At 31.9% G+C, this 24,944-nt stretch carries 31 protein-coding genes, 1 tRNA gene and 1 pseudogene; 17 read left to right on the top strand and 16 right to left on the bottom strand.

All coding sequences use genetic code 11. The annotated features are described in order from the left end of the window. Together cdvB and cdvA are read right to left on the bottom strand one after the other, a co-directional pair. A complete protein-coding gene (gene cdvB / locus ACAM25_RS11165; RefSeq protein WP_369609795.1) occupies positions 1–801 on the bottom strand; it encodes a cell division protein CdvB in 801 nt (266 codons plus the stop codon). Between the two features lie 18 nt (positions 802–819). Next, a complete protein-coding gene (cdvA, locus tag ACAM25_RS11160; protein ID WP_369609794.1) occupies positions 820–1,536 on the bottom strand; it encodes a cell division protein CdvA in 717 nt (238 codons plus the stop codon). Between the two features lie 175 nt (positions 1,537–1,711). On the opposite strand from cdvA, the gene ACAM25_RS11155 reads away from it, so the two are divergent. Next, a complete protein-coding gene (locus ACAM25_RS11155; protein WP_369609793.1) occupies positions 1,712–1,960 on the top strand; it encodes a hypothetical protein in 249 nt (82 codons plus the stop codon). On the opposite strand, the gene eno is transcribed toward ACAM25_RS11155, so the two are convergent. Next, entirely contained in the window at positions 1,957–3,210 is a 1,254-nt protein-coding gene (eno, locus tag ACAM25_RS11150; RefSeq protein WP_369609792.1) for a phosphopyruvate hydratase, read from the bottom strand. The genes ACAM25_RS11155 and eno overlap by 4 nt on opposite strands. Before the next feature lie 336 nt (positions 3,211–3,546). Here eno and ACAM25_RS11145 point away from each other — a divergent pair, with 336 nt between their 5' ends. Continuing rightward, positions 3,547–3,861, top strand: coding sequence for a chromatin protein Cren7 (locus tag ACAM25_RS11145; RefSeq protein WP_369609791.1), 315 nt, complete (start codon positions 3,547–3,549; stop codon positions 3,859–3,861). Next, positions 3,848–4,276: a signal peptidase I gene (locus ACAM25_RS11140; protein WP_369609790.1), complete on the top strand. Its 429-nt coding sequence runs from the start codon at positions 3,848–3,850 to the stop codon at positions 4,274–4,276. Before ACAM25_RS11145 ends, ACAM25_RS11140 begins: the two co-directional genes overlap by 14 nt. Here the strand turns inward: ACAM25_RS11140 and gcvPB are convergent. Together gcvPB and gcvPA are read right to left on the bottom strand one after the other, a co-directional pair. Further along, entirely contained in the window at positions 4,268–5,785 is a 1,518-nt protein-coding gene (gene gcvPB, locus ACAM25_RS11135) for an aminomethyl-transferring glycine dehydrogenase subunit GcvPB (RefSeq protein ID WP_369609789.1), read from the bottom strand. The two genes, ACAM25_RS11140 and gcvPB, sit on opposite strands and share 9 nt — an antisense overlap. After that, positions 5,786–7,123: an aminomethyl-transferring glycine dehydrogenase subunit GcvPA gene (gene gcvPA, locus ACAM25_RS11130; RefSeq protein WP_369609788.1), complete on the bottom strand. Its 1,338-nt coding sequence runs from the start codon at positions 7,121–7,123 to the stop codon at positions 5,786–5,788. A gap of 38 nt (positions 7,124–7,161) precedes the next feature. On the opposite strand from gcvPA, the gene gcvT reads away from it, so the two are divergent. The 9 genes from gcvT to ACAM25_RS11085 all read left to right on the top strand — a co-directional run bounded on the left by gcvT (position 7,162) and on the right by ACAM25_RS11085 (position 14,481). Next, positions 7,162–8,202 (top strand): glycine cleavage system aminomethyltransferase GcvT, encoded by a 1,041-nt coding sequence (gene gcvT, locus ACAM25_RS11125; protein WP_369609787.1) that lies wholly within the window; start codon positions 7,162–7,164, stop codon positions 8,200–8,202. An 8-nt stretch (positions 8,203–8,210) separates the two neighbouring features. Then, on the top strand, positions 8,211–8,633 hold the full coding sequence (gcvH, locus tag ACAM25_RS11120; RefSeq protein WP_369609786.1) for a glycine cleavage system protein GcvH: 423 nt from the start codon (positions 8,211–8,213) through the stop codon (positions 8,631–8,633). Next, positions 8,630–9,373, top strand: a complete 744-nt coding sequence (locus ACAM25_RS11115; protein WP_369609785.1) for a proteasome assembly chaperone family protein — start codon at positions 8,630–8,632, stop codon at positions 9,371–9,373. Before gcvH ends, ACAM25_RS11115 begins: the two co-directional genes overlap by 4 nt. A gap of 5 nt (positions 9,374–9,378) precedes the next feature. Beyond that, positions 9,379–9,732, top strand: a complete 354-nt coding sequence (locus ACAM25_RS11110; RefSeq protein WP_369609784.1) for an Hsp20/alpha crystallin family protein — start codon at positions 9,379–9,381, stop codon at positions 9,730–9,732. Positions 9,733–9,820: 88 nt separating this feature from the next. Then, entirely contained in the window at positions 9,821–10,825 is a 1,005-nt protein-coding gene (locus ACAM25_RS11105) for an AbrB/MazE/SpoVT family DNA-binding domain-containing protein (RefSeq protein WP_369609783.1), read from the top strand. Between the two features lie 15 nt (positions 10,826–10,840). Next, positions 10,841–11,578 carry a Fe-S cluster assembly ATPase SufC gene (gene sufC / locus ACAM25_RS11100; RefSeq protein ID WP_369609782.1) on the top strand — a complete coding sequence of 246 codons (738 nt, stop codon included), beginning with the start codon at positions 10,841–10,843 and terminating at the stop codon, positions 11,576–11,578. 88 nt (positions 11,579–11,666) lie between these two features. Next, entirely contained in the window at positions 11,667–13,106 is a 1,440-nt protein-coding gene (gene sufB / locus ACAM25_RS11095) for a Fe-S cluster assembly protein SufB (protein WP_369609781.1), read from the top strand. After that, positions 13,107–14,264, top strand: a complete 1,158-nt coding sequence (locus ACAM25_RS11090; protein WP_369609780.1) for a SufD family Fe-S cluster assembly protein — start codon at positions 13,107–13,109, stop codon at positions 14,262–14,264. It begins immediately after the preceding gene. A gap of 70 nt (positions 14,265–14,334) precedes the next feature. Further along, positions 14,335–14,481: a ribbon-helix-helix protein, CopG family gene (locus ACAM25_RS11085; RefSeq protein WP_369611671.1), complete on the top strand. Its 147-nt coding sequence runs from the start codon at positions 14,335–14,337 to the stop codon at positions 14,479–14,481. Here the strand turns inward: ACAM25_RS11085 and ACAM25_RS11080 are convergent. After that, positions 14,463–14,550: transfer RNA gene (locus ACAM25_RS11080), tRNA-Thr, on the bottom strand. The genes ACAM25_RS11085 and ACAM25_RS11080 overlap by 19 nt on opposite strands. A 100-nt stretch (positions 14,551–14,650) precedes the next feature. Between ACAM25_RS11080 and nadC the strand changes: the two genes are divergently transcribed. Further along, entirely contained in the window at positions 14,651–15,481 is an 831-nt protein-coding gene (gene nadC, locus ACAM25_RS11075; RefSeq protein WP_369609779.1) for a carboxylating nicotinate-nucleotide diphosphorylase, read from the top strand. A gap of 63 nt (positions 15,482–15,544) precedes the next feature. Continuing rightward, on the top strand, positions 15,545–16,483 hold the full coding sequence (nadA, locus tag ACAM25_RS11070; RefSeq protein ID WP_369609778.1) for a quinolinate synthase NadA: 939 nt from the start codon (positions 15,545–15,547) through the stop codon (positions 16,481–16,483). Here the strand turns inward: nadA and ACAM25_RS11065 are convergent. From ACAM25_RS11065 to ACAM25_RS11020, 10 genes are all read right to left on the bottom strand, one after another. Continuing rightward, positions 16,472–17,890: an L-aspartate oxidase gene (locus ACAM25_RS11065; RefSeq protein WP_369609777.1), complete on the bottom strand. Its 1,419-nt coding sequence runs from the start codon at positions 17,888–17,890 to the stop codon at positions 16,472–16,474. The genes nadA and ACAM25_RS11065 overlap by 12 nt on opposite strands. Before the next feature lie 43 nt (positions 17,891–17,933). Further along, positions 17,934–18,779, bottom strand: coding sequence for a radical SAM protein (locus ACAM25_RS11060; protein ID WP_369609776.1), 846 nt, complete (start codon positions 18,777–18,779; stop codon positions 17,934–17,936). Further along, positions 18,761–19,576 carry a radical SAM protein gene (locus tag ACAM25_RS11055; protein ID WP_369609775.1) on the bottom strand — a complete coding sequence of 272 codons (816 nt, stop codon included), beginning with the start codon at positions 19,574–19,576 and terminating at the stop codon, positions 18,761–18,763. The genes ACAM25_RS11060 and ACAM25_RS11055 overlap by 19 nt, the downstream gene beginning before the upstream one ends. Then, positions 19,573–19,794 (bottom strand): hypothetical protein, encoded by a 222-nt coding sequence (locus ACAM25_RS11050; RefSeq protein ID WP_369609774.1) that lies wholly within the window; start codon positions 19,792–19,794, stop codon positions 19,573–19,575. The genes ACAM25_RS11055 and ACAM25_RS11050 overlap by 4 nt, the downstream gene beginning before the upstream one ends. Then, positions 19,791–20,513 (bottom strand): biotin/lipoate A/B protein ligase family protein, encoded by a 723-nt coding sequence (locus ACAM25_RS11045; RefSeq protein WP_369609773.1) that lies wholly within the window; start codon positions 20,511–20,513, stop codon positions 19,791–19,793. The genes ACAM25_RS11050 and ACAM25_RS11045 overlap by 4 nt, the downstream gene beginning before the upstream one ends. A 12-nt stretch (positions 20,514–20,525) precedes the next feature. Continuing rightward, the gene (locus ACAM25_RS11040; RefSeq protein ID WP_369609772.1) at positions 20,526–20,816 is read right to left on the bottom strand and encodes a hypothetical protein; all 291 of its coding nucleotides are present in this window, start codon (positions 20,814–20,816) and stop codon (positions 20,526–20,528) included. Next, positions 20,813–21,148 (bottom strand): hypothetical protein, encoded by a 336-nt coding sequence (locus ACAM25_RS11035; protein WP_369609771.1) that lies wholly within the window; start codon positions 21,146–21,148, stop codon positions 20,813–20,815. Before ACAM25_RS11035 ends, ACAM25_RS11040 begins: the two co-directional genes overlap by 4 nt. Further along, positions 21,148–21,543, bottom strand: a complete 396-nt coding sequence (locus ACAM25_RS11030) for a hypothetical protein (protein WP_369609770.1) — start codon at positions 21,541–21,543, stop codon at positions 21,148–21,150. The genes ACAM25_RS11035 and ACAM25_RS11030 overlap by 1 nt, the downstream gene beginning before the upstream one ends. A gap of 140 nt (positions 21,544–21,683) precedes the next feature. Continuing rightward, positions 21,684–22,088, bottom strand: coding sequence for a hypothetical protein (locus tag ACAM25_RS11025; protein ID WP_369609769.1), 405 nt, complete (start codon positions 22,086–22,088; stop codon positions 21,684–21,686). Then, positions 22,085–22,480, bottom strand: coding sequence for a hypothetical protein (locus ACAM25_RS11020; RefSeq protein ID WP_369609768.1), 396 nt, complete (start codon positions 22,478–22,480; stop codon positions 22,085–22,087). Before ACAM25_RS11020 ends, ACAM25_RS11025 begins: the two co-directional genes overlap by 4 nt. Positions 22,481–22,589: 109 nt before the next feature. On the opposite strand from ACAM25_RS11020, the gene ACAM25_RS11015 reads away from it, so the two are divergent. The 3 genes and pseudogenes from ACAM25_RS11015 to ACAM25_RS11005 all read left to right on the top strand — a co-directional run bounded on the left by ACAM25_RS11015 (position 22,590) and on the right by ACAM25_RS11005 (position 24,864). Beyond that, entirely contained in the window at positions 22,590–23,072 is a 483-nt protein-coding gene (locus ACAM25_RS11015) for a hypothetical protein (protein ID WP_369609767.1), read from the top strand. Between the two features lie 63 nt (positions 23,073–23,135). Next, positions 23,136–23,483, top strand: a pseudogene (locus tag ACAM25_RS11010) (PaREP1 family protein). A 346-nt stretch (positions 23,484–23,829) separates the two neighbouring features. After that, positions 23,830–24,864, top strand: a complete 1,035-nt coding sequence (locus ACAM25_RS11005) for a cellulase (RefSeq protein ID WP_369609766.1) — start codon at positions 23,830–23,832, stop codon at positions 24,862–24,864. Positions 24,865–24,944: the final 80 nt, after the last annotated feature.

The following is a 24,944-nucleotide window of genomic DNA, read 5'->3' as shown; positions in this document are numbered from 1 at the left end:
TCACCCTTCTAAAGTTACTAAACCCTTAGCTGCTAGCGATTTAAGTAAGTCAAAGACCTCATCTTTCTCTACATCATATATTTTACAAAAGTGTTCTACATCTAAGAATCCACCAGTTTGTCTTATGTAATTAAGCAAATCTTCTTCTGTGGGTTTCTTCTTAGGTTTAGTTTGTTCATGTTTTATTTCTATTGGTTGTTTCCTAGAATATGGGGTATCACTTGGCGGATAGGGTAATTCTGGCAACAGTTCTTTTAGTTTATCTTCTGCCATTTTTTTAGTTTCATTTAATATTTTTTGTGCCTCCTCATCAATTACTGTCGGTACTACGGTCTTTTCACTCAGCGCTCCAGTTTCAACAGCAATGCTATTCACACTACTCGTTATTGAATCTAATGCAATTGCAACTTCTGGGGCTATACCTCTAATCTGATCCTTTAGCTGTCCTAAAACTTTCATTACTGGTAATAATACTAACGAAACGCCTTGTAGTTCTTGTACAGTGTCTAATTTTATTCTTACTTTTTCTATAGCTAAGAAAGCAGTGTAAATTATTTTGATCATTTTCCTTATGTCTGAAATTTCTTGAGCATATATTGTTGCTTTAGCCATATCTCCTTCTATTTGAGCTCTTATTACTTTTTCATATAGTTCTTTATCTCTTTCTCGCAGTCGTCTAATTGCTTCATCAAGCCTATCTTGTTGGTCCTTTAATTTCAAAGATATTTCTGTGATAACTTTGCCTAATTGTGCCTTACGTTTTCTGTCATTGTTAAAAAATGATGAAATCTTATCAAACATACTATTTCACTAAATTAGTTACAAAGTATTTATTACCCTTACTGGTATTGGCAATGGTACTTCCGATTTGTTATTATCCGTTTTTGTAGGTTGCTCTTGTTGCGTAGTTAATGAGGGAGAAGGCTTAATATCTATTCCCTCTTTATCCAAACCATCCAATTTATCTAAAGTCTTCTTTATATCATCCCTTTCTAACGTATAACTTTCTTTTGATTGTCTCAAAATTTCCATAGAATTCTTATAAGCTACTTCTGGTAATTCACCAGAAATATAACTCATCTTTAGTGAGATTGTAGCTTTATCAATTTGAGCTAGTTGATCTTCAATTTCATTCAATCTTGTCTTTAATTTACTTTTCAATTTTGTATGTTCTTCTCTTAATTTTAGTAATTCAGAATCTAGCTTTCTTTTCATATCGTCATACATACTCTTTGGAATTTCTTGTTTTGAGTATAACTCTTCTAAGGCTTTCTGCCTTCTTCTTATTTTCTCCATATAGCCTAAAATCTTTATGGCTTCAGTTTTCCATTCTGGTAATAATACTATTGAATCTCCGTCCATTTTTATCATGTCAGGGCTAACAGTAACAAATGAATTACCGTAAGAGATTTCTATGCCAGTTACTGTTCCGTCAATTTCAGTATATACGTGTATTATACTACCAACGTCCCTACCATATACATCTTTAATCTTTTGCCCAACAAACTTCGTTAATACATCAACTGAAATTGGCATGGTAATACTCCTCAAAAATATGAGCTCTACAATATTTTACTTATAAAGGTTTGTGCTCCTCAGAAGGTAGAGGTTCATCACCGTTAAGCGCTTTTAACCCTCATCATCCGCAGGAAAATATTATGTAAGAAAGTTTAAAAAACATTTACGAGAAAGATATACTTTACGATTAAGTATGAGCTTACAAAATCTTGCTAACGTCACTTCTCAATTAGCTGGTTTATTTCATTTTAATGCATCGCCTTTAGCAACAGGATTAATTGTCATAGGATTAGCTATTGTATTTATGGTATTAATAGGAGCTATTATATATGGATTAGTCAAGGCATTTAAAGAGCTTCCTAACATGCCTTTTAGGACTTTTGTAATGTTAATGCTAGTATTAGCTATATTTTTAATAATAATAGGTATTTTAATACCTTAAAGATAAATTTTTTTACCATAATATTCTAATCCATAATCCGTTTCTATTTCTATTAATCTATTATATTTGCTCGTTCTTTCTCCTCTTGCTGGTGCACCAGTTTTAATAAAATCACTTTGAACTCCCACGGCTAAATCTGCTACGAATGAGTCTTCAGTTTCTCCACTTCTGTGACTTACAATTGTTTTAATAGAGTTCTTTTTAGCAAATTCAATGTATTCAAAAGTTTCTGATAATGTGCCTATTTGATTAGGTTTTACAATCGTACCTTTAGCAGAATTCATTTCAATTCCTTTTCTTAAATATTCTATGTTAGTAGTAAAGAGATCATCCCCAGTAATTATGCTTTTCTTTAGTTTTTGTTGAAGTATAGAAAATCTTGCGAAATCGTTCTCGTTGAAGGGATCTTCTATATACAATAACGGATATCGGGAAGCTAAGTTAACATAATAATCTATCATTTCATCTGGTGTAAGTTTTTTACCATCTATTTCGTAGTGATTTCCATCAAAAAAGTCAGAAGATGCTGCGTCTATTCCCATCATAATCTTATCCTCATAACCAGAGTTTTTAATAGCAGTATAGACCAAATCGAGTGCATCTTCTGTTTTAGATAATGGAGGAGCTATTCCTCCTTCATCGCCTAACATAGTGTAAACTTTTCCATATCTTTCTGTTACTAGTCCTTTCAAATTCTTGTATACTTCGTCGGCAGCAAAAAGCGCTTCACTAAAATTATCAAACTTTAGAGGTATTATAATAAATTCTTGGATTTTTAACTCATTACCAGCATGAAGTCCTCCATTAAGAATATTTAATAGAGGAATAGGCAAATATCTTATTCTAGGCCCTCCTATATACTGAAACACTTCGAGACCAAGGGATTTTGCCGCTGCCTTAACTACTGCAATAGAAGTGGCAATTGTGGTATTTCCACCTATTTTTGATTTATTAGGGGTGCCATCCATTTTTATTAGAGTAAGATCTATTCCCAATTGATTTCTAACATCAAAATCTCTTAGTGAATCGTTAATTAGACTATTAACTAATTCTATTGCTCTAGTTACTCCCCCATCTTGATCTCTTAATTCTATTGCTTCTCTACTTCCCTTTGACGCACCCGCTGGAGCATCGCCAGTGGCTGATATTCCGCCATATGTTTCAACTTTTACTCTTATTGTCTTGTTTCCTCTTGAATCTAGAATTTGATAACCTTTGATTCTTTTTATCCTAAAGTAGTCGTCATTCATTTAAATCTCAATGTTAATTAAGAGCAAGGATTAATATGTCATTATGTTTGTGCTTTCTAATTTTTGTCGTGTATGGTACTTTAACTCCTTTTTATGCTAAAATTCTTAAAGGTAAGCTTAGTAATGAAAAAGCTTTTTATATAGCCTGGACTACAGCTCCTTATCTTGTTTCATATTTTTATAGTCCTACTCTCCTATACCCTTTTTTGATTATTTTTAACCTTATATCTTATAATTTTGCTATAAAGAGAAAGATTAATCTCTTAATATTTACGTTATTTTCAACAGCAATATTAGGAGAATTAATTTATAGTCTTGTTTTTCATCATACAAATTATGCCTAGAAAAAAGCAAAGTGATCCCTACGTATGCCCTACATGTGGTACAAGAGTTGAAAAACCTACTAAAACGTGGCAATTAGTGTCTCCAATCCCTGACGCTTACGGAAGAATAACAATAACAGTAATGGGGTCTTTTGAATGCCCTAATGGTCATAAATGGAAAGCTGTCGTTTCAAAGATAAGGGCTGGCGGAAGTTCAGTAGAAGTTGAAGGTAAAAAAGGTGTAAAGAAAATTGGGGATGAAAAAGAGGAAGAAGATAGGGCTGAAGTAATTGAACTAGATCTTAGTGATCTAGATGAAGAAGAGTGATATATTACTTCTTGTTGTTATAATTTTAATCTATATTGTAGTTTTATCTGGAGTAGTGCAAACAGCAAGCGTTGAAGGAGTTTCAATGTATCCTATTTTTCAAAATGGTTACTTAACATTTTATACATCTCCTAGCAATATTAAAATAGGAGATATAATAATATATAAATCGCCTACTTTTAATACATATGTTATACATCATGTGATAAAAATAAACTATATTGATGGAGAAACCTATTACGTCACCCAAGGAGTAGATCATATAACAAATCCTCAGCCTGATAACAAAATTGGTTTAGAAGGACCATATGGAGTATCTCAAACACAAGTTATAGGAAAAGTTGCTGAGATTAATGGCGTTGTTATATCTATACCTTATCTTGGTTATATCTCAATACTTTTCTCATTACTTTAAGGAACCTATTTTTCCTTCTTCTCTTAATCTTTTCACTCTATATGTTGGAGTAACACTTGAAGGATGATTTGCAATTACTTGGTCTAATCTCCTAACTGCCGTATTTTTTGGAGATGATAGTACCTCATTAGGGTTAGTATATGCCAAATTTATAATATCTCTTACTGCCTCAGCGAAACTATCCAAAACCTCTTTTGGTTCTGTCTCTGTGGGTTCTATCATTAATGCCTCTTCTACATTGGGAGGAAAATATATAGTAGGAGCATAGAATCCTCTATCTAATAGCGCCTTAGCTATATCGTTAGCTGTAACTCCAGTTTCTTTAGCTAACGTTTTAGCAGAAAATACTACCTCATGCTTTCTAGGTCTATTTGGTGCAATTAAATCTAATCCTTTTACATCTTTAAGTTTAGAAATCAAGTAATTTGTGGCTAACGTGCTCATCTTACCTACTAATGATATGCCCTCAGCTCCCAATCCAAGAATATAGATATAAGCTCTTACTACGTTGCCAATGTTTCCATAATATGTAGCTATCTTACCTATAGTATATTTAGGTATATAAGTTAGTGAATATTTTCCATTCTTTTTCTCTACAAGTGGATATGGCAGATAATCAACCATCTCTCCTTTAGCGCAAATTGCTCCAGCACCTGGCCCACCTCCTCCATGAGGTACAGCAAAGGTCTTATGCAAGTTCAAATGAACTATGTCAAACCCCATATCTCCTGGCCTAACTATACCTAAAATGCCATTAAGGTTTGCCCCATCATAATAAAGCTTTGCATCAACTGAATGTATGTATTTTGCAATATCCAGTATATTCTCTTCAAACAATCCTAATGTATTAGGATTAGTCAACATAAATCCAGCCGTCCTTTCGCTTACTATTTCCTTAAGTACATCAATATCTACCAACCCTTCATTATTCGACTTTATATAAATCACTTTAAAATTCTCCATCGATGCACTAGCTGGGTTAGTTCCATGTGCCGTATCAGCAACTAGCATTTCATCTCTATTTTTCCTACCTTTAATCTCATGATATTTTTTAATCATTAATACTCCAGCAAGTTCTCCGGCTGCTCCAGCAGGCACTTGTAGACTACACAACTCCATTCCGGTTATTTCAGCTAGCCATCTTTGCATGTCATAAATAACTTCCAATATTCCTTGAACTGTCGATTCATCTTGTAATGGATGTAAATTTTGAGTCAGATTATCTGCCTCTTCCTCTATTTTAGGGTTATATTTCATGGTACAAGATCCTAAGGGTACCATGCCGTTATCTACTCCGAAACTCATTTGTGACAACCTTATGAAATGTCTAATTACTTCTAACTCACTTAGCTCCGGTAAATCTATATCTTTTCTCCTAAGATTTATTGGTAAATTAATTTTTACTTGCTTTCTTAACTCTTCTTCTATTGGTATCTTTAAGCCTACCCTATTTTTCCCTTTATATTCAAATATTAGTGGTTCATCCCATGTAGCTTGATGCCATTTCACTCATAACACCTCACTAATGTTTTCTATTAACTTATCTATCATATCTTTAGTATGAACTTCTGTTACACAGAATAAGGCTTGAGTGGAATTAAGTTTCAAACCCGCTTGTATACCTTTTTCTAATAATTTAGCGTAAATTAAATCATAATTTCTTCCAAAATCAACAGCAAATTCTTCAAAGAAATCTCCATTATAAATCCTTTTTATTCCGGCATTTTTTAATCTACTTTCAGCGTAATGACTTCTAATATATATCTCTTCAGCAAGGTCTTTTATTCCGTTTTTTCCAAGCAAAGAAAGATAAACTGCTGCTGCTATAGCCATAAGGGCTTCATTTGTTGTTATGTTTGATGTAGCTTTTTCTCTTCTAGCAAACTGTTCCCTAGTTTGAAGAATCAAAGTAAATCCTCTATTTCCTTCAACATCTTTAGTTAGTCCTACTATTCTTCCAGGCATTTGTCTTACTAATTGTCCATCCCATCTTGTTGCTAGTATGCCTAAAAGTGGGCCACCAAAGTTCATAGGTAATCCTAATTCTTGTCCATCTCCTACAGCAATGTCAATTCCGTATTCGCCTGGCGGTTTAATTAGGCCTAAAGCTAACGGAGAAACCCCCATGATTGTAATTATTTTCTTTTTCTTTGCAAGATCGACTATTGCTTCTATGTTATCTTCAAATATACCGTAAAAGTTAGGCTGTTGAATATAAATAGCCGAAATATCCTCATTTAATTCTATCTTATCTACATCTATAGTTCCAGTTTCTTTATTGATTGGCATTTCTGAAAGTTTAATATCTTTACCATAGGTCCAAGTTTTTACAACTTCCTTATGATAAGGATTCATTAATTTAGGTACTAATACTGTCTTTTTTTTGTTAATTCTATTTGCCATCATTATTGCCTCAGCTAAAGCACTTCCCCAATCATAAAGAGAAGCGTTTACTACTTCCATTTCGAAAAGTTCAGCAATTAGACTTTGATATTCAAATAACGCTTGTAGTAATCCTTGGGAAATTTCTGGTTGATAAGGAGTATATGCAGTATAAAACTCAGATCTTTTTATTATAAATTTTACAGCCTCTGGAATATAATGTGGACAAATTCCTCCTCCTAAAAAAGGTGGCATTACTAATCTCTTGTTTTTATCTTGTAACTCTTGCAACTTTAGAAGGATTTCATACTCAGAAAGAGGCTTTTTATAATCTATATTTAATTCTCTCTTTAATATAATTTCAGTTGGTACGTCTCTAAATAAATCATCAATGTTATTTACTCCTATGCTTTCTAGCATTTCATTAATATACTTTAGATTTGGTAACCATGGATGCATCTCCATATAAATATGCCTACTAGTATTCAATATATGAATTAAAAATGTTTAGTACACCTCTTTTGGATATTGAATCTAAACTTAATGCCGATATAGGCGAGTTTGCTGGATGGCAAATGCCGATGAAATATTCTTCTTATCAAGAAGAACATATGGCAGTTCGTACTTCTGCAGCATTTTTTGATCTTTCGCATATGGGGAGATTAAGAGTTAAAGGTAATATTGATCAGTTTAATTATCTTATTGCTAAAGATATTAGGAATACTCCTGTAAATAATATGGTAGGTCCTACTGCATTTCTTAATGATAAAGGTGGATTTGTAGATGATGTAATGAGCTATAAAGTAAGTGATAATGAATTTCTTATAGTCACAAATGCAATAAATAGAGAAAAAGTAATACACTGGATTGAATCAAATTCTTCTTTAGAAGTTGAAGATTTAACCTTTAAATATGCCATGATAGCAATACAAGGAAGAAATGTATGGAATTTTATAGAGAAGATAGAGTTAAAACCATTAGAGTTCCGATTGAATACTAAATTTCTTGGTGAGGAGGTATTTCTCTTAAGCAGATCTGGATGGACTGGAGAGGATGGCGTTGAAGTATGGGGAGTACCAGAAACTATTTCAAAAATTATACAAAGATTAGTTTCAGTAGGAGTAAGGCCAGCTGGCTTGATATGCAGAGATAGTATAAGGCAAGAGATGGGTTTTGTATTATATGGAGAAGACATAGATGAAAATACTACTCCTGTTGAAGCAAGATATTGGGTATTTTCACTAGATAAGCAATACGTAGGCAGAGAAAAAATAATAGAACAATTAAAGAATGGAGTAGAAAAGATAAGAGTTGGATTAAAGTTAAAAAAAGGGGAAAGAAGTATACCAAGAAAAGATAATAAAATAAAGCTGTTAGATTCCGAAATAGGTTATGTTACAAGTTCTATTTTCTCTCCTTATCTTAATAGAGTTATAGGAATGGGTTATATAAATTCAAAGCATGCAATTTTCGGCTACTCAGTTAATATAGAAATAAGGAATAAGCAAGTTGAAGCTAAATTACAAGACTTTCCTTTCATTTAGTGATTAACATGAGTGAAATAGTAGTTGGTGGAAAGTATAAAATACTAAGAGACAGATATTATTCAGAAACAGATGAATGGATATTAGTAAAAGATAACATAGCAATCATAGGAATAACAGACTATGCGCAGAAAAAATTACGTGATATCGTAGGTGTAGAATTGCCAGAAGTTGGAAGAGAAGTTAAATCGGGGGATTCTATTGCTGTTGTAGAATCAGTTAAGGCTGCAGCAGATATATATTCACCCCTCTCTGGGAAAGTTATTGAAGTTAATCAAAAACTTCTAGATTCACCAGAGCTTATAAACAGAGACCCTTATGGTGAAGGCTGGATATTTAAACTAGAAATAAGAGATAAAAACGAAATGGAAAAATTGTTAAGTCCGGAAAAATATAGTGAATTAATAAAAGAGAAAGAGGGTTTAAAATGAGTCAATATGAAATTATTGAAAAATATGTTCCTACTTTAGGTAAACCCACATATCTAATTGTTGGATTACCAGATGCTGGACTAGTAGGAGTAATTGCTACAGAGTATCTAATAGATAAACTTAAATTAAAAGAATTTGCTGAGATCTATGCTCCAGACATTTTACCTCCTATTTCACATGTTCAAGATGGAGTAGCAAAATCACCTATAAGGTTATATCATAATCACAATATTGTAGTGTTTCATTCATGGATAGCAATACCTTCTTCTGCCATCATTCCACTGACAAAAATAATAGTTGATGTAGCTAGGAGATATGGGATATCTAATATTATTTCAATAACTGGTTTACCAATACAAGATAGATTAAATGCTGAAAAGCTAAATGCGTATTGGATTGCTAATAATGATGAAACAGCACAAGATTTGCAAAAATTAGGATTAATGGAAAAGTTTGGTGACGGCTATATAGCTGGCCCTTACGCACCATTATTAATAGAATCTCACAAGAACAATTTGGCTAATTTTGTTATAGTTGTTGAATCTTTTCTTGATTTACCGGATCCAGAAGCATCTGCGATAGCTATTAATATACTAAGTAAATATATTGGATTTAACATAAATGTTGATGAGTTACTTAAAGAAGCTGAAGACATTAGAGATAAGATAAAAGGATTAATGGAGCAGACAAAGCAAGAACTACCTACTTACGCCTCAAGCAGGCCAATGACTTATGCGTGATAGAGATGCCGGCGTTTAGAGATCTGGATGAACTAATAAAAAATTTAATAAAAAAGGAAGAAGAAAAATTAAGAAGAATAGAGGAAGAATTTGAAAAAGAATTTAAGGGATTTTCATCACCACTTTATTCTTTTAGAGAGACTGATGAGAGTTACGAATATCTTATAGATATGCCTAAAGCTAACTTATCTACTTTAAAAGTAGAATCAAGACCAAGAAAATTATACATTGCATGCAAGACAAAAGATGGAAAAGAATATAGATTGAATATTACTTTACCAGAAGACGCTGATCCTGCAACAATGGATGTTTCTAAAGCTAAATGGTTATTAAAAGTAACAATAAAGAAAAGGAAATGAGATAAAAACTGCTTTTTATATAGCTGTTAGTAAGCTTTAGAAACATTTATATAAACGGCGTTCAAGTAGATTAAATAGGGATAAATTCTTGTCAGATGAAACTACAAGGTTTTCAAAAGATGTTGAAACTAGGAAAGTTCAAAGGTTAGGTTCTTCTTCTTTATTTATAACATTACCAAAGAAGTGGATAAATAGATGGGGAATTAAGCCAGGAGATAAGATAATTATGGAAATTTCAGAAGACGGTACTTTACGCTTAGTTGCTGAAAAAATAAAGTTAAATTCTAACAAAAGGGCAGTGAAGATTGATATAGACAGTTTTAAGCAATCAATGACAACCGCAATTCCATGTTTGTATGCTTTAGGTTATGACGAGATTGTTTTTTCATCTAAGAAAACTTTAGAACATAAAGAAATAGAAGACGTGGTGAATTTCTCAAAGCAATTAGTAGGAATAGAACTATCTGAGGTTACAGACGATAAAATAAGGCTTGATTGTTTATTAGATACAGAAAAAATTGGTATTGAATCACTACTTAGAAGAATACTTAATATTATAGCTAAGAAAGTTGATGATGTTATTGCGATTCTTAAAGGTCAATCACCTTCAGAAGTTCAATCAACCATTGAAGATCTTAGGAGAGTTTACTTAATGTTATTAAGAAGGAGTATGGGAGGAAGATATAATTCAGAAAGAGACACATTAAGAAACTTTATAATTGCAGTAAATTCTTCTATTTTGTTAAGAATATACTACGTGATGCAAAAGCTTAATGATATTATAAAGAAAGATGACAAAGTCAAAAATGACCAAGAAATAAACAAGAAATTAATAGAAACTTTCCAGAAAGTCAATGATCTTTTTGATGAGATAATAATGAGTATATTATTCCCTAGCGTAAAAAGAATTTCTAATGGATATACGTTGATATCTCAAATAAAGCAAAATATATCACAATTAAATACTGATAATCAACTTCTAACAAGCTATATTGATGATTTACTTATAATGCTAGAAGAGGCACTAAATAATTCCTCCTGTTCGCTATTCCTTGAAGAAGCACCATGGATAGAGAGAAATTTAAGCTCATAAGTGGAAGTGATATATATGGCAACTTTGCAAATAGAAAATCTCCATGTAACAGTGGAAGGAAAAGAAATACTAAAGGGTGTTTCATTAACTATAAATTCTGGAGAAATCCACGTACTAATGGGACCTAACGGTAGTGGGAAGACTTCTTTATCATTAGCAATAATGGGACATCCAAAATATAAGATAACTGAAGGAAAAATATTGCTGGATGGAGAAGATATTACAAACATTGAAACCCATGAAAAAGTAAAGAAAGGATTATTTTTAGCATTCCAGAATCCTATTGAAATAAGCGGAGTAAAATTATCAACACTTTTAGTTGCTGAATATAATAGAATCTATGGTTCATCAAACTCACCTTTACAAGTAATTAGTTTTGTAAAAGAATTAAGCAAAAATGTTGGAGTTACTGACGCATTACTTAATAGAGGCATTTTTGAAGGATTTAGCGGAGGAGAAAAAAAGAGAACAGAAATTCTTCAAATGCTACTAATGAAACCTAAAATAGCAATACTTGATGAACCAGATTCGGGTGTTGATGTTGATGGGCTTAGAGCGATAGCTGAAGCAATACTAAAACTTAAGAATGAAAACAACACTGGTTATTTGATAATAACTCACTACAGAAGAATACTTGATCATGTAAAAGCCGATAAAGTTCACGTTCTTTACAGAGGCAAAATAGTTGCAACTGGCGGTATGGAGTTGGCTAAACTTATAGATGAAAAAGGATATGAGGGAGTGCTTAAGTAAAAATCTTTTTCTATAATTTAAAATTTTTACTTATTTATAGATAAGCTTATATTATATCTTTAACAGAGTTAATGATAGGTAAACCAAAATGCCAGAAGAAAAATTCTCCCTTGACATTAACGAGCTCATAAACGCTGCAATCGAGGCTAAAAATAATAACCTAACACAATCTGAGTTTCATAAACGTGTAGTTGAGTCTGGATTAAGTAAAGATGTAATAGTTGAAATATCAAAATTAAAGAAAGAACCCGAGTGGATGCTTAGATTAAGATTAAAGAGTTTAGAATTATTTGAAAAACTTCCTACTCCAAACTGGTTACCAGATTTCTTATCAGAACTTGATGTTTCAAAAATGGAAATTTACATTAAGCCTGATGCAGAAAGAACCTCTAACTGGGATGAAGTTCCCCCAGAAATAAGAAAATATTATGAACAATTAGGAATTCCTCAATCAGAACAACAATATTTAGGGGGACTAGTAGCTACATTTGAGTCAGAATCAATTTACTCAAACGTTAAGCAAGAGTTAGCTAAAAAAGGAGTTATCATGATGCCTCCAGAAGAAGCAATACAAAAATATCCAGATCTAATAAAAGAATATTTTACAAAAATATTTCCAGTATCTGATCACAAATTCGCAGCATTGCATGGAGCATTATGGAGTGGCGGAGTATTTGTATATGTTCCAAAAGGCGTTAAGATCACAACACCAGTAGAAGGATTCTTTATAATAGGTAGTGAAATGGAAGGACAATTTGAGCACACTTTAATAATTGCAGATGAGGGTTCCTACATACATTTCATTGAAGGTTGTTCAGCCCCTCAGTTTAAGAAATTCTCATTCCATGATGGTATGGTAGAATTGTATGCTAAGAAAAACGCTTACATAAAGTTCACCACTGTCCAAAATTGGAGTAAAAATGTAATTAATTTCAACAATAAGAGAGCATGGGCTGATGAAAACTCTACAGTAGAATGGGTAGAAGGTTCTTTAGGTTCAAAGTACAGTTTTGTTTATCCCTCAACAATATTAAGAGGAAGAAATGCGTCTTCAACAAGCTTAGTTGTAACACTAGCTAGCGGTGAAGGAGAATGGAAAGATAGTGGTTCAAAGATGATACATGCTGCACCAAATACAAAAAGTAAAGTGATTAATAAGAACATAGGATTTAATGGTGGAGTAAACATATACAGAGGATTAATTAGAGTAAACAAAGGAGCAACTGGTGCAAAAGCCTTTGTAAAGTGTGATTCCTTAATGCTTGATGAGAAAACAAAAGCTTATACATTTCCGCACAATCAGGTGTTCGAAGAAGACGCTGATGTAGCTCATGAAGCCCATACTTTTAGAATGAACGAGGATCAACTGTTCTATTTAATGAATAGAGGAATAGACGAAAAAGAGTCTGTCTCAATGTTAGTTCTAGGATTTATAGATGAAATAATGAAAGAATTGCCATTTGAATATGCAACGATGCTAAATAAGGTTATTAAGTTAGAATTGGATAAACTAGGTGCAGTGGCATAAATGAGTATAATAGATTTTTCTTCTGCAGAGAAATATATTTCTAATTTAGAAAATAAAGGAGAAAGACAAAAATTACTTTCTTTGGCTGAATCCTTACCTTATCAAGTGATTAACGATTCTCCAACAGTAAAACATTACACTGAATGGAGTGAATACGATAAATTAAACCTTACAATCTTTCCAAGTAAAGAGGAGATAAAGAAGAAATATGAATTAGAAGGATATAGGACAATTTATATTCAAGATGATTTCATAAGCGGTGGATTAGTATCCGAAGAACCAACTAATAGTTTAATAAAACCAGAAGAACATAAACTAGTCGCATTAACTTTAGCTCTATCAAGAAAAATCAAGATAGATATAGAAAAATCGGATAAAGTGCTTATTTATCATAGAGTAGCAGAGAGAAATTACTTTTCTCCAGCAAATATTGAAATAAATGTAAAAGATGGTGCAATAACTGATATAGTATATTTAGCTGAAAATGAAATACCTAATTCTCTCCAAACAGCAATAACTTCATTAAGAGTATCTAGAGATTCTCAAGCGAACTTTACTTTAATTTCTACTTCCTCTTATATTTACAATTACGTAAAAGTATATTGTGAAGGAGAACTTAATAGTACTATATTTGCGACAAAATCAAAGATGGCACATATTGAATATACAACAATCCTTGATAAGGAATCTAAATCAGTTTTTAGTGCAAAATCAATTGGAACAAATGATGATAAAATTGACATTAGAATTATTGTACAACATCAAGGACAAAAAAGTGTAAGTGATGGAAATTTGAAGGGAATAGCGACAGATAATGCGTTTGTTGTTATAAGAGGAGACGCATCAATAAATGAAACTGCTTTAGACTCTTCTACCTCTATAATAGGAAGGGCATTTATTTTAGGAAAAGACGCTAAAGCAATAGTTGCACCAATGTTAGAAGTTAAAACTGGTAGAGTTATGATGGCTAAACACTCTGCATCAGTATCAAGGGTGCCTGAGGATTTAATATTCTATTTGGAGAATAGAGGATTGAGCAGAAAGGAAGCAGAATCATTCTTAATTAGAGGCTTTATTGAAGATGAAAAAGATCCTGAAATATTAAAGAAAATAATTGAAGAAGTACTTACGTCCAGTAAGATAATAGTTTCGGTTTAGTCTCTCTATCCTTACTTATGTCAAACATAACTTATGTAAAATCTTATTTTAAGGTATTACTTGAGGAAAAATGAGAGTAGTAACATTTAAAGTAGAAGAAGACCTATTGCAGCAATTAGACCTTTATGCGTTAAATAATAGGATAAGTAGAAGCGAAATTATAAGAGAGGCTTTAATAAGGTATTTAAGTGAGAAAAAAGCCGCTGCGGGGATTTGAACCCCGGACCGCCGGCTGTCCTGGCAACCTTACAAGGCCGGCGCTCTAACCAGGCTGAGCTACAGCGGCAAATAATATTATAGAGATATAAGATATAAAGTTTATTTTGAGATTGCTCGACCGACATGTTTTAAAGATGATTTTTTACTTTATATGATCATTTTTACTTGTGATAACACAATTAATTATAAACAAACTTCTCACATTCCTAGAAGAAGATATTTACCCAGAAGATATAACAAGTAAAATCGTCTCTGGAATTAAATGTAAAGCAGTTATTGTTTCTAAAGATGAAGGAGTTTTAGCTGGTCAAAAGTTCATTATACCGTTTCTTGAATATCTCGGAGTAAAAGTAATAAACTACCTTCAAGATGGTACACAAATAAAAAAGAAAGATATACTTCTTGAGATGGAAGGAGAGGCGGAAACTATTCTAGGAGTAGAAAGATTAACATTAAATCTTTTAGGTAAACTATCTGGAATTGCCACAGTAACTAAATTAATGACTGATTTAGCAAGAAAAGTCAATCCTAACGTCAAAATTGCTGGAACTAGGAAAACTACCCCTGGATTAAGGATATTTGAAAAATATGCAATCGAAGTAGGTGGAGGAGACCCTCATAGATTTAATTTATCTGATGCAGTTCTCATCAAAGATAATCACATAGCGCTTTTAGGGAGTATAAAGGAAGCTGTTATAAAAGCTAAAAAACTTAATAGCTTTACAAAGAAGATCGAGGTTGAAGTTTCCACTTATAAACATGCAATAGAAGCTTATGAAGCTGGTGCTGATGCAATACTTTTAGATAACATGAAACCAGAAGAAATAGAACCCATAGTAAGGGATTTAAAAGGGAAAATAATAATAGAAGCTTCTGGGGGAATTACGCCAGATAATGTAATTGAATATGCTAAAACTGGTGTAGACATAATTTCTAGCGGTTATATTACACACAGCTCTAGGTCTTTAGACTTCTCTCTTGACATATTTAAATCATAAAAACAAATTTTTGATAGTAATATTTAAAAACTTATAATGCACAGAACACATGTTCGAGGAACCATGCCAGATATGTTGGAATTAATAAATCAAATAAAACAATTAAAAAAAGAGAAGAATGCAATCATTTTAGGACACAATTACATGGAATATGGCGTTCAATTAGTTTCTGACTTTACTGGTGATTCTTATGATTTAGCTGTAAAAGCAATGAAAACTAATGCAGATATAATTGTTTTTGCCGGAGTTTACTTTATGGCAGAGCAAGCTGCAGCATTAAACCAAGATAAGAAAGTATTATCCCCTGATCCAAATGCAGGTTGCTCCTTATCTGATTCTTTAGATGTTGAAACATTAAAAAAGTATAAGGAAATGTATCCAGAGGCACCAGTAGTTCTATATATAAACACTAGCATTTATACAAAAGCTTTAGCTGATTATATTGTAACTTCATCTACAGCTATAAAAGTTGTTAAAAGCCTTAATGCTGATAAAATTATCTTTGGACCAGATGCTAATTTAGCTAATTATGTTGAAAGAAAAACAGGTAAGAAATTAATTAAAGTTCCTCCTAATGGAAGATGTATTGTTCACGCTAATTACACTAAGCAATTAGTTACATTAGCAAGGAAAAAATATCCCAATGCTATATTAATGGCTCACCCAGAAAGTCCTTTAGAAATACTTGAAGCTGCAGATTTTGTAGGTTCAACGAATCAAATAATAAACTTTGCCAAAGAGAGTCCATATAAGGAGTTTATTGTTGCAACTGAGTTGGGAATGATAAATGCTTTGAAAATTCAAGTTCCCAACAAAACGTTTTATCCATTAGTTACAACTGAAGCTTGCGCATGCGCAAGATGCCCATATATGGCTATGATTACTTTAGAGAAAATTAAAAGATCATTAGAAGAAGAAGTTTATGAGGTTAAAGTTCCTAAAGACGTTGCTGAAAAAGCTAAAGAAGCATTTGAAAGAACAATGAAAATTTTAAGTAGCTAACTTGAAGTAAATTCTCTTTTCCCATTTAGGATCCTTATATGGATAGTCCTCCCTATAATGGTTACCTCTACTTTCTTTTCTAATCTCAGCTGCTAATGCGGTTAAATAAGATATTATAACCTCATTTTGACAAGAATCAGTGTAAAGCTGTATAGCCTTATTCAACTTCTCTTCATTTCTTATTATTCCAACGTTATCCCAGTTAATTTTTCTTATCTCTTCTATGCTAAATCTTTTGGTACCATGAAGTTTAACAGAATATATTACTCCATCATCAGTTGAAATACCTTCCCATGAACTATCTATATATCTAGGTAAGTTAATTCCAAAAACCAAACCTTCTAAAAGTGAGTTACTAGCTAACCTATTAGCTCCATGCAGACCAGAATCACTAACCTCACCAATTGCATATAAATTCACTATGTTACTTTCTCCTCTAATATTTACTCTAATCCCACCATCTACAAAATGAGCTGCAGGAAAGATTAATATTTTATCTTTATAACTATAACCATGTCTCTTTAAATAAGCATTTACTACAGGGAATTTCTTTTCGAAATTATCAATTTTGCTTAAATCAATGAAAACTTTATGTCCCTTTAGCATTTCAGTATATATTGCTCTTGAAAGGATATCCCTAGGAGCTAGTTCCCCTCTCTTATCATAATTAAAAAGGAACCTTTCTCCCTTTTCATTATAAATTTGAGCTCCTTCTCCTCTTAAGGTCTCTGTAAGTAAGAAAGTTTCTCCACCTAGGTTAGTAACTGTTGGATGAAATTGTACAAACTCCATATCCGATAAAATAGCACCAGCCTTAAACGCTATAGCCATTCCATCTCCAACATTTGTAGATTGAGTAGATGAATATTCAAACAAATAGGAGTAACCACCAGTAGCTAATACTAATTTATCAACGTCTTCTACTAAACCTCTCTTTTCTGTAACAAAGCCAACTACTTTATTATCCTTTACGTTTATACTAATTAACTTATCTTCAATGATAGGAATTCCTTCCTCCTTAGATGTCTTCAGTAAAAAGTTGAATATTTCTCTTCCAGTTTCATCAGTCTTATGAAGAACTCTTCTCTTTGAATGTCCTCCTTCTAATCTTAAATCTGGCTCAAATTCAAAACCCCAGCTTTCAAATGTTTCAACAACTCCTTTAGCCTCAGAAGTAACATAATTGACAGTTTTTATATCACAAAGACCATCTCCAACCTTAATAGTATCTTGTGCGTGTAACTCTGGACTATCATCATTTCCAACAGCCGCAGCTACACCACCTTTTGCAATTGGAGTAGAACCTCCATCTACTTTTTTACTTATTACAGTAACTTTCTTCCCAGATTTCTTTAGCGCTACCGCAGCAGATAAGCCAGCAATTCCTGAACCAATTATATAGATCATACATTATCGAACATGTGTTCGGAGTATAAAAATTTTCTTTTTATTAAATTGAATTTATCTTAAATTTATCTAAATACTCAGTAGGTAAGCTACAACAAGCGTCATATAATTCTATATTATTCCAGATCTTTCTTGAAGGATTAGCAATTCTTTCGACTAGATTCCTTTCTACTACTAGCTTATCAAGTTCATCCTTAATTTTATATGGTCTCATACAACCAACACTGACTTTCCCATTCATTAATCTACTTCCTAACTCTATGTATTTTATAATCTCAGAAATCGAAGGAATAGGTATACTTTCAGATGGAGTTCCCTTAGTTGGTATTAGAACTAAAAAGTTAATTAGGTAAGGCCTTAAAGAGGAAACTATTTTTATACTTTCCTCTACCTCATCATTAGGGAAGCCTAAAATTATGTGTGGAACAACATACTTTGGTCCATAATCTATGAAATCCTCTAAGACCTTTATGTATTCTTCTCTTTTTCTTTCTATTCCTTTACTTTCAAACGCTTTTGGAGAATAGGCAAACTCATAGTCTACTATGTCAACAACATCTCTCATTTCTTCAATAGTGGTTTTATCTACTAATCCAGGGTGAACGTTAAAAATTATATCTTCAAACTCCTTCTTTACCTTTTTCATAACTGGCAAAATTCTCTTTAAATTTAATAATTCCCCTTTAGGATTAAAACCTCCACTAATTAAAAAACCTCTAGTCCCTTTCATATACTTTTTCACTACAAGTTTATAAAACTCTTCCTCCGAAATAGCAGATTCCATGCTTTTTATGTAAGTTGAGTTGCAATAAGAACAGCTAAGAGAGCAAGAGCCTCCAGATATGCTAATTACATTAAATTTTTTTAAAATCACGAACCCAAATACCATTTTAGATCCCTTAAAGGAATATTATACAGCTTTTCTCTCGGATCTTCATTATAATAAGGTCTATCACAAGAGGGACAACCAGAAGTTAGATAAGCAAAATCAGTTTCTTTTCCATAAAAGAGAGAATATCTAATTTTCTGAATATTCCTATACCTTTCTAAGCTTGGCCTTGGCAAATTTTCAAAAGGAGTACCTTTAATGGGAGTAAAGGCAAAAAGTGCAACATTTGCTCCAATATCTTTTAGCATTTTCATAACTGCAATTAACTCCTCATCACTCTCTCCCAAACCTACTATTAAATGAGCATAAACGTGACCATTTCCAAATACTTTTACAGCCTCTTTTATGAATTTTATATATTCTTCAAAAGAGTAAGGTTTTCCAACATAATCCCATAAACTTTTAACAGTATCTAATCCAACTCCAAGATAATCTACTCCTAACTCTTTGAATTTATAAAGGTAAGAAATGTCAATAGGTGTTATTGTAACAGATTTATGTTTATTCTTCACAAGTTCGAGAATATCTATAACTTCTTCAACAAAATTCTTCTTAATAACTGTTTGCAAACAAAAACGAGTAAAGGCTAAAAGTTTGTTACTTACTGATTCGTCTAACTCAGTCAAATACCATTTTACCCTTGATAGATATGATTTATCAGCTTTACTGTAAATTGACTGTGTACAAAACTTACATTTACCTTCACACCCTCCATATTGTAAAGCATAGGCAGTCTCACTAATCTTTATCCCTTTTTTCAAAAAATAATAAGTTCCTGCTGAAAGCAAAACTTTCATTTTTTAACACACTCCAAAACTTTCTCATACAGTTCATCAACCTCAACACCTAAAATAAAAACGTTATCTGGCTTTTCTAACATCGAAAGATAACTTTCAATTTTTGCTAAATTATCATCAGTTGTAAAGAAATCACCAGTAACTTCCACTCTATCATCATAAACCCTTAAAATTACAGTCTTCCCAGCCCTAGACCTAAAGGCTTTCTCGCATATCATCTCAAATATGTCCATTGAGGATTTGTGTATTTAAACCTTAATGATTCAGAAATATCTTTTTCCAAATCAGTTAACTCACCGTCCTCAAGATTAAATATTGATTCAAATCCCTCAATTAATGCATTTAAAGCTTCCTTCCTGCTCACTTTATAACCTAAAAGAATGGAAAGAGTGGTAACTCTAGCTTTAGCTTCTCCTCTTTCAACTTCCTTAACTTTAGGAGATTTAATAACTTTCATATATTCTAGATTAGTATCATACATGAAAGTCCCATGAACTAATATTGAATTTCTTTTTATAGCTCCAGCCATTCCAACAATCTTCTTACCCTCAACAATAACATCATTTATCGGAGAAAATTCCCCCTTTAAACCAAATTTAGACAATGCGTGAATTAAAGCCTTAGAAATAAGCTGATATGCTTTCATCATATCATTTCCTTTTAGCACAACACTCCAAGTAATTTCTCCATTTTCATCATGTAAGGCTGGTCCTCCGCCTGTAAAACGTCTTACTAAGGGGAAACCGTATTGAGATAAAACCTCCTCATTCACCCAATCCTTAACAGCTAAAAATCTTCCTAATGATAAAGTTGTAGGCTTAAAGTTCCATAGCCTCACGGTTTCTGGTATTAAATCTTTAGAAAGTAAAATAAGCATGGTCTCATCTAATGCCATTTGTCTATCTCCAGAATTTCCTTCCTCGACAATTAATCTCATAAAAGAAAATTATTAAGCTGGCTTATAAAGAAGTCCTTCTTGTCTGAAACATTCTTCAAGAGTTAATTTCACTTTATCAGCCTTAAAACCTATGCATTCTACTTCTATAATTTTTTCTTTTCTAGTATCAAATACGATATTACACATAGACTTATAATTGGTCGATTTAAATTGAATTTCTGTTATTATGCCAAAGTTGAAACTCATAGAATACACTATTCTTATATTATCAACTTCAATACAAAACTCATTAGTTTTCATGCATTTTACTTGTCCACAATTAAATATGTTATTAATCTTCATTCTATTACCACCGTCACTTCCTTATCACAATGTAACTTTTTGTTTTTGAAAAGGGGAGATAACTTATTCTCAGCCTCTCTTGCTATACACTTTATAAATGGTGAATATTCTTCCGGTATTTCAATAATTTCGTAAAAGAATATTTTACCAGATAAAAAAGGAGGCGGTTCATAAGATCCTAAGTGTTGAGGAGGAGAAATATAATCAATAAACAAAACCCTCTTACCTTGGATTAATCTAATAATTAAAATCAAATTTGTCTTGTAAGCAAAACTCCCGGTAACTTGAGAAGGAAAAATTTCCTTACCTGTTAACTCAAATTTTATAAGCATTATCCAAACATCTCCTTCTGTACTTTTGCATACATTAATAGATCACCTATCTGTATTATACATAAAGCAATAATTGAAAACATTAATATTAGAACATATGAAGGGGGTTTGAACGCAAAATAATATGCTAAATAGATAATGATAGCTAAAACTGATTTACCCATACCATAATATTCAGCATATTTCAAGCTCATAGTTATCATAGCAAGAATTAATGCATTAAAAATCCCAGAAATCAAAGGAACAGAAATTAATATACTTCTTATTGCGACATTACTTATTGGTAAAGAAATTACAGATAAAAGAGTATATAGAGAAATTGAAAGAATTATGTTTATGGAGTATAATACCGAAGATGAAATTAAAACAATTCTGTTAAGGCTCTTTATATTCATTTGTCTCACCTTCAAAAATTATATATAGAACTCTTATCTTTTAAATTTTTCTTGAATTTATTAACTTTATCTTAAAAATTATAATTAAATATTTATGCCTAAAATAATTTTATTTCTAATATATAGAATAAACTAAGAAATTACTCATTAACCAAATATTTTACATTTTCAATTATATGAGTCAATATATGCTCTTCACTTATAGGGAGAGATTTTAAAAATCCTTTTTTCTCACTAATTATCGAAATAGTTAAGTATTTATCAGAAATAAAATTACTTGTAATAGTAATGGTATATTTTATTCCTTTTTCATTATCAAACACATAGGTAACTTCCTGTGGAGTCATTTTATAAATAAGAATAAACTTCTGTAAATGCTCCTCAATTTTTACGTCCTTGATGTCTTCCCTAGGGTATAACAGACTTATAAATCTCTCTCCCTTTTCTACCAGATGAAAATGGTATGTTAATGGTACAAACAACTCCGGTCTTTTGATGATCTTTAATAAAAAGTGATCAAATTTTATTCTCTCGCTATATATCATCTTTCCCTCACCAGTAGATAAAATATAGTAAAAAGCAAAATAAAATCTAGGACAATTGCTATTGGAACTTGAGGAATTATGGGCAATGGCTTACCAAGAAAAGGAGCAGGAAGAACGTGAGTGTAAATAATTAGAAAAGTATTCCACAAATCTAATATGAAAAAGTATGGTAACAATTTTCTAGTATAAGTTAAAATTTCATATGCCTCAAAAAGATATAATGCTGAATTAAAACCAAAGTATTCTGAATAAATAGCGAAAATGAAAGAAGCATTACCAACAACATGGGCAGCAATAGTAGCTGCATTATACCCAACACTCAAATGCAATATACTCCATCCTATTCCAGCAATACCAGCTATTACTCGCATTGCCTTATTTATACTAATCATTATTTTACGTTGATAATTTACTTATATTAAGTTTTTACCCGAATCTAAGATATAGAAAAACCATTTGTATATCTAACAGTTTTATATCTTTTACGCTTTTCTTATAATCATGCACAAATTAACTAAAATAGGTATAATCATTCTTGTTATTAGCATAGTGATAGGGGCAATAGGATTTTATTTAACAGTCTTCCAAGGAATAGGAGCTAAAGTTGAAAATATTATAACAAATGCTAAAAAGATAACGATTAAACCACTTTCAAATTATACAATACCTTATGTGTCTAACGGTTCAATAGTTCTCCTATTTTATAATTCTACTTCTCCCGTGGACGTTTACAACTTGCCTGCAAATGCAACTCCAATTAACATATCTAGAGGTAGAGTTGTTGAATTTCTGCCACAAAAACAAGGGCACATAACATTCCATAATCCTAATTTTCAAAATGTCACTATGTATCTCGGAATAGTTTACGTCACGACTACAAACATATTTTTTGGTGGAGGTTTAATAGGTCTTGCAATTCTACTCTTCTTAATAGGAATAATAATGATCATAATAGGATTTATTTTAAGTAGAAGGAAAAGATAAAAATAGTCTTTTTCTATTTCGAATCTAGTACAAAAATAAATAGTCACGATCTAATTACTAATTGTGAATTTACTTACAGCTTCAGATGTATACTTACATGAGGCTGATGAGTTTTTGAGTAAGGGTGATGTGGTTCAAGCTAGTGAAAAATATTACAAAGCTGCTGAAGAAGCATTAAAGCTAATTGCTGTAAAACTGAATATAACAGACATATTAGAAAAAATAAAGAGTAAAAGAAGATGAGATAAAAACTTTCTTTTTGAAATAGCGAAGAGAGCCTCTTCAGAAGTTTAGGAAATTTGGTTAGCGTCATGGTCTTTACACGTTTATGGTTTTCATGAAATGAAATTAAAGGTTGACCAAGTTAGGATAAGAGGAGATAAAATAAAGAAAATTGTAATTTTTCTCTGAATTTTTAACCATAACCATTCGATCTCTTCTCTATACATTCCGGAAATCTTACATTCATTCGCTTGTACTCGACTCTCCTTCCCTTAACTATAACTAAGAAACCTGCTAAGAATCTGTACTTTATGTATCCCTTCCTCTTTATGCTAGTATTTCCGTAAAGTTTTAGACAATCTTAAGTTTTGAAGATCATGGAAAGTAATCTAAAAACTTATTAGTAGTGTTAATCTTTCTTTAGATTCCTTAGAAGTTTATTTGCCATTATAGGAAGCTCGTAAGATAGCTACTTCTCGGTCGTTGGTCAATTATTTTGATATGTTTTAAAACCAGAATGATGATATAATAAAATATGAGGATAAAAATAGTTATAATAATAGTTCTCTTTCTTATACTATCCTTTGTTGCTGGCTATTATATAGGTTTAAAGAGTCATCAAAGTAATTTAAGTGGTTTAACAAATACGTTAAGTAATTCCAAGGCGACTACTACCATTTCAGATAATTCAATTACATTGACCTTATTCCCTGGAAAGCCAACATATTTTAGCATGATAGGTAACTATCTCGCTGATAGTGAATATGGACTTGGTGAAATTTATGGTGTTAACACTTCTCTTTACATTTCACCGTATATGTGGAATGTGAAATCTGCTAAAGGGGTTGTAAATATGACTGTTAATCCCTTCTTACACGTTACTGTTAATCTAACAAACGTTCAAAAGATTACACCAACAATTATGGTTGATGGTTATCCAGATGTTATTTATGGGGATGAACCATTCTTCCCAGTGTACAATAAGACTATAGAATCACCATATTTAGAATTACCAGAGCTTGTTGAAGATTTACCAACCTATATGTACTCTTATGTTAATTTCTCAGTTTGGGATATAAATGGCACAATAAATGATTTCTCGTATGATATTTGGCTTTCACCAAACCCATACGCATACAACCTACACTATGGGGATTATGAAATTATGATCTGGATGTATTGGCAACAGAATCTTAACACAACACCAGGCTTTCTTAAATATGCCAAATACTTGGGAATTACGCAGATTCCAACATACATTAACGGCACCTATTATAGTAACTGGCCATACTTCGTATATATCTTACCACAAACTGGGTCTGCTGGAGGGTGGACTACTATATATTTCATTTCAGTAAAACCAATTGAGGGACTGATTGGATTTCCAATAGCAAGCGTATTAAAGAATATGGGATCATTCTTAATTGAGGATGGAGTAACAAATTATGACCCTTATGATACGTATCTGCTAAACATTCGCGTTGGAATGGAATTTAATGGAACGAATGTGCTGTTAGGATATAACTTATATCAATGGTATATCATAGAAGAATTTCACTCTACTAGTTAATTTAACTTTTTCATAATGCCCTCATAAAGATATAAATTATTTCTATAACTTTCCAAATATACACTTAATGTTTAGCGTAT

Source organism: Sulfurisphaera javensis (assembly GCF_041154675.1).
Classification (GTDB): domain Archaea; phylum Thermoproteota; class Thermoprotei_A; order Sulfolobales; family Sulfolobaceae; genus Sulfurisphaera; species Sulfurisphaera javensis.
This window is presented reverse-complemented; position numbering and strand designations above follow the sequence as displayed.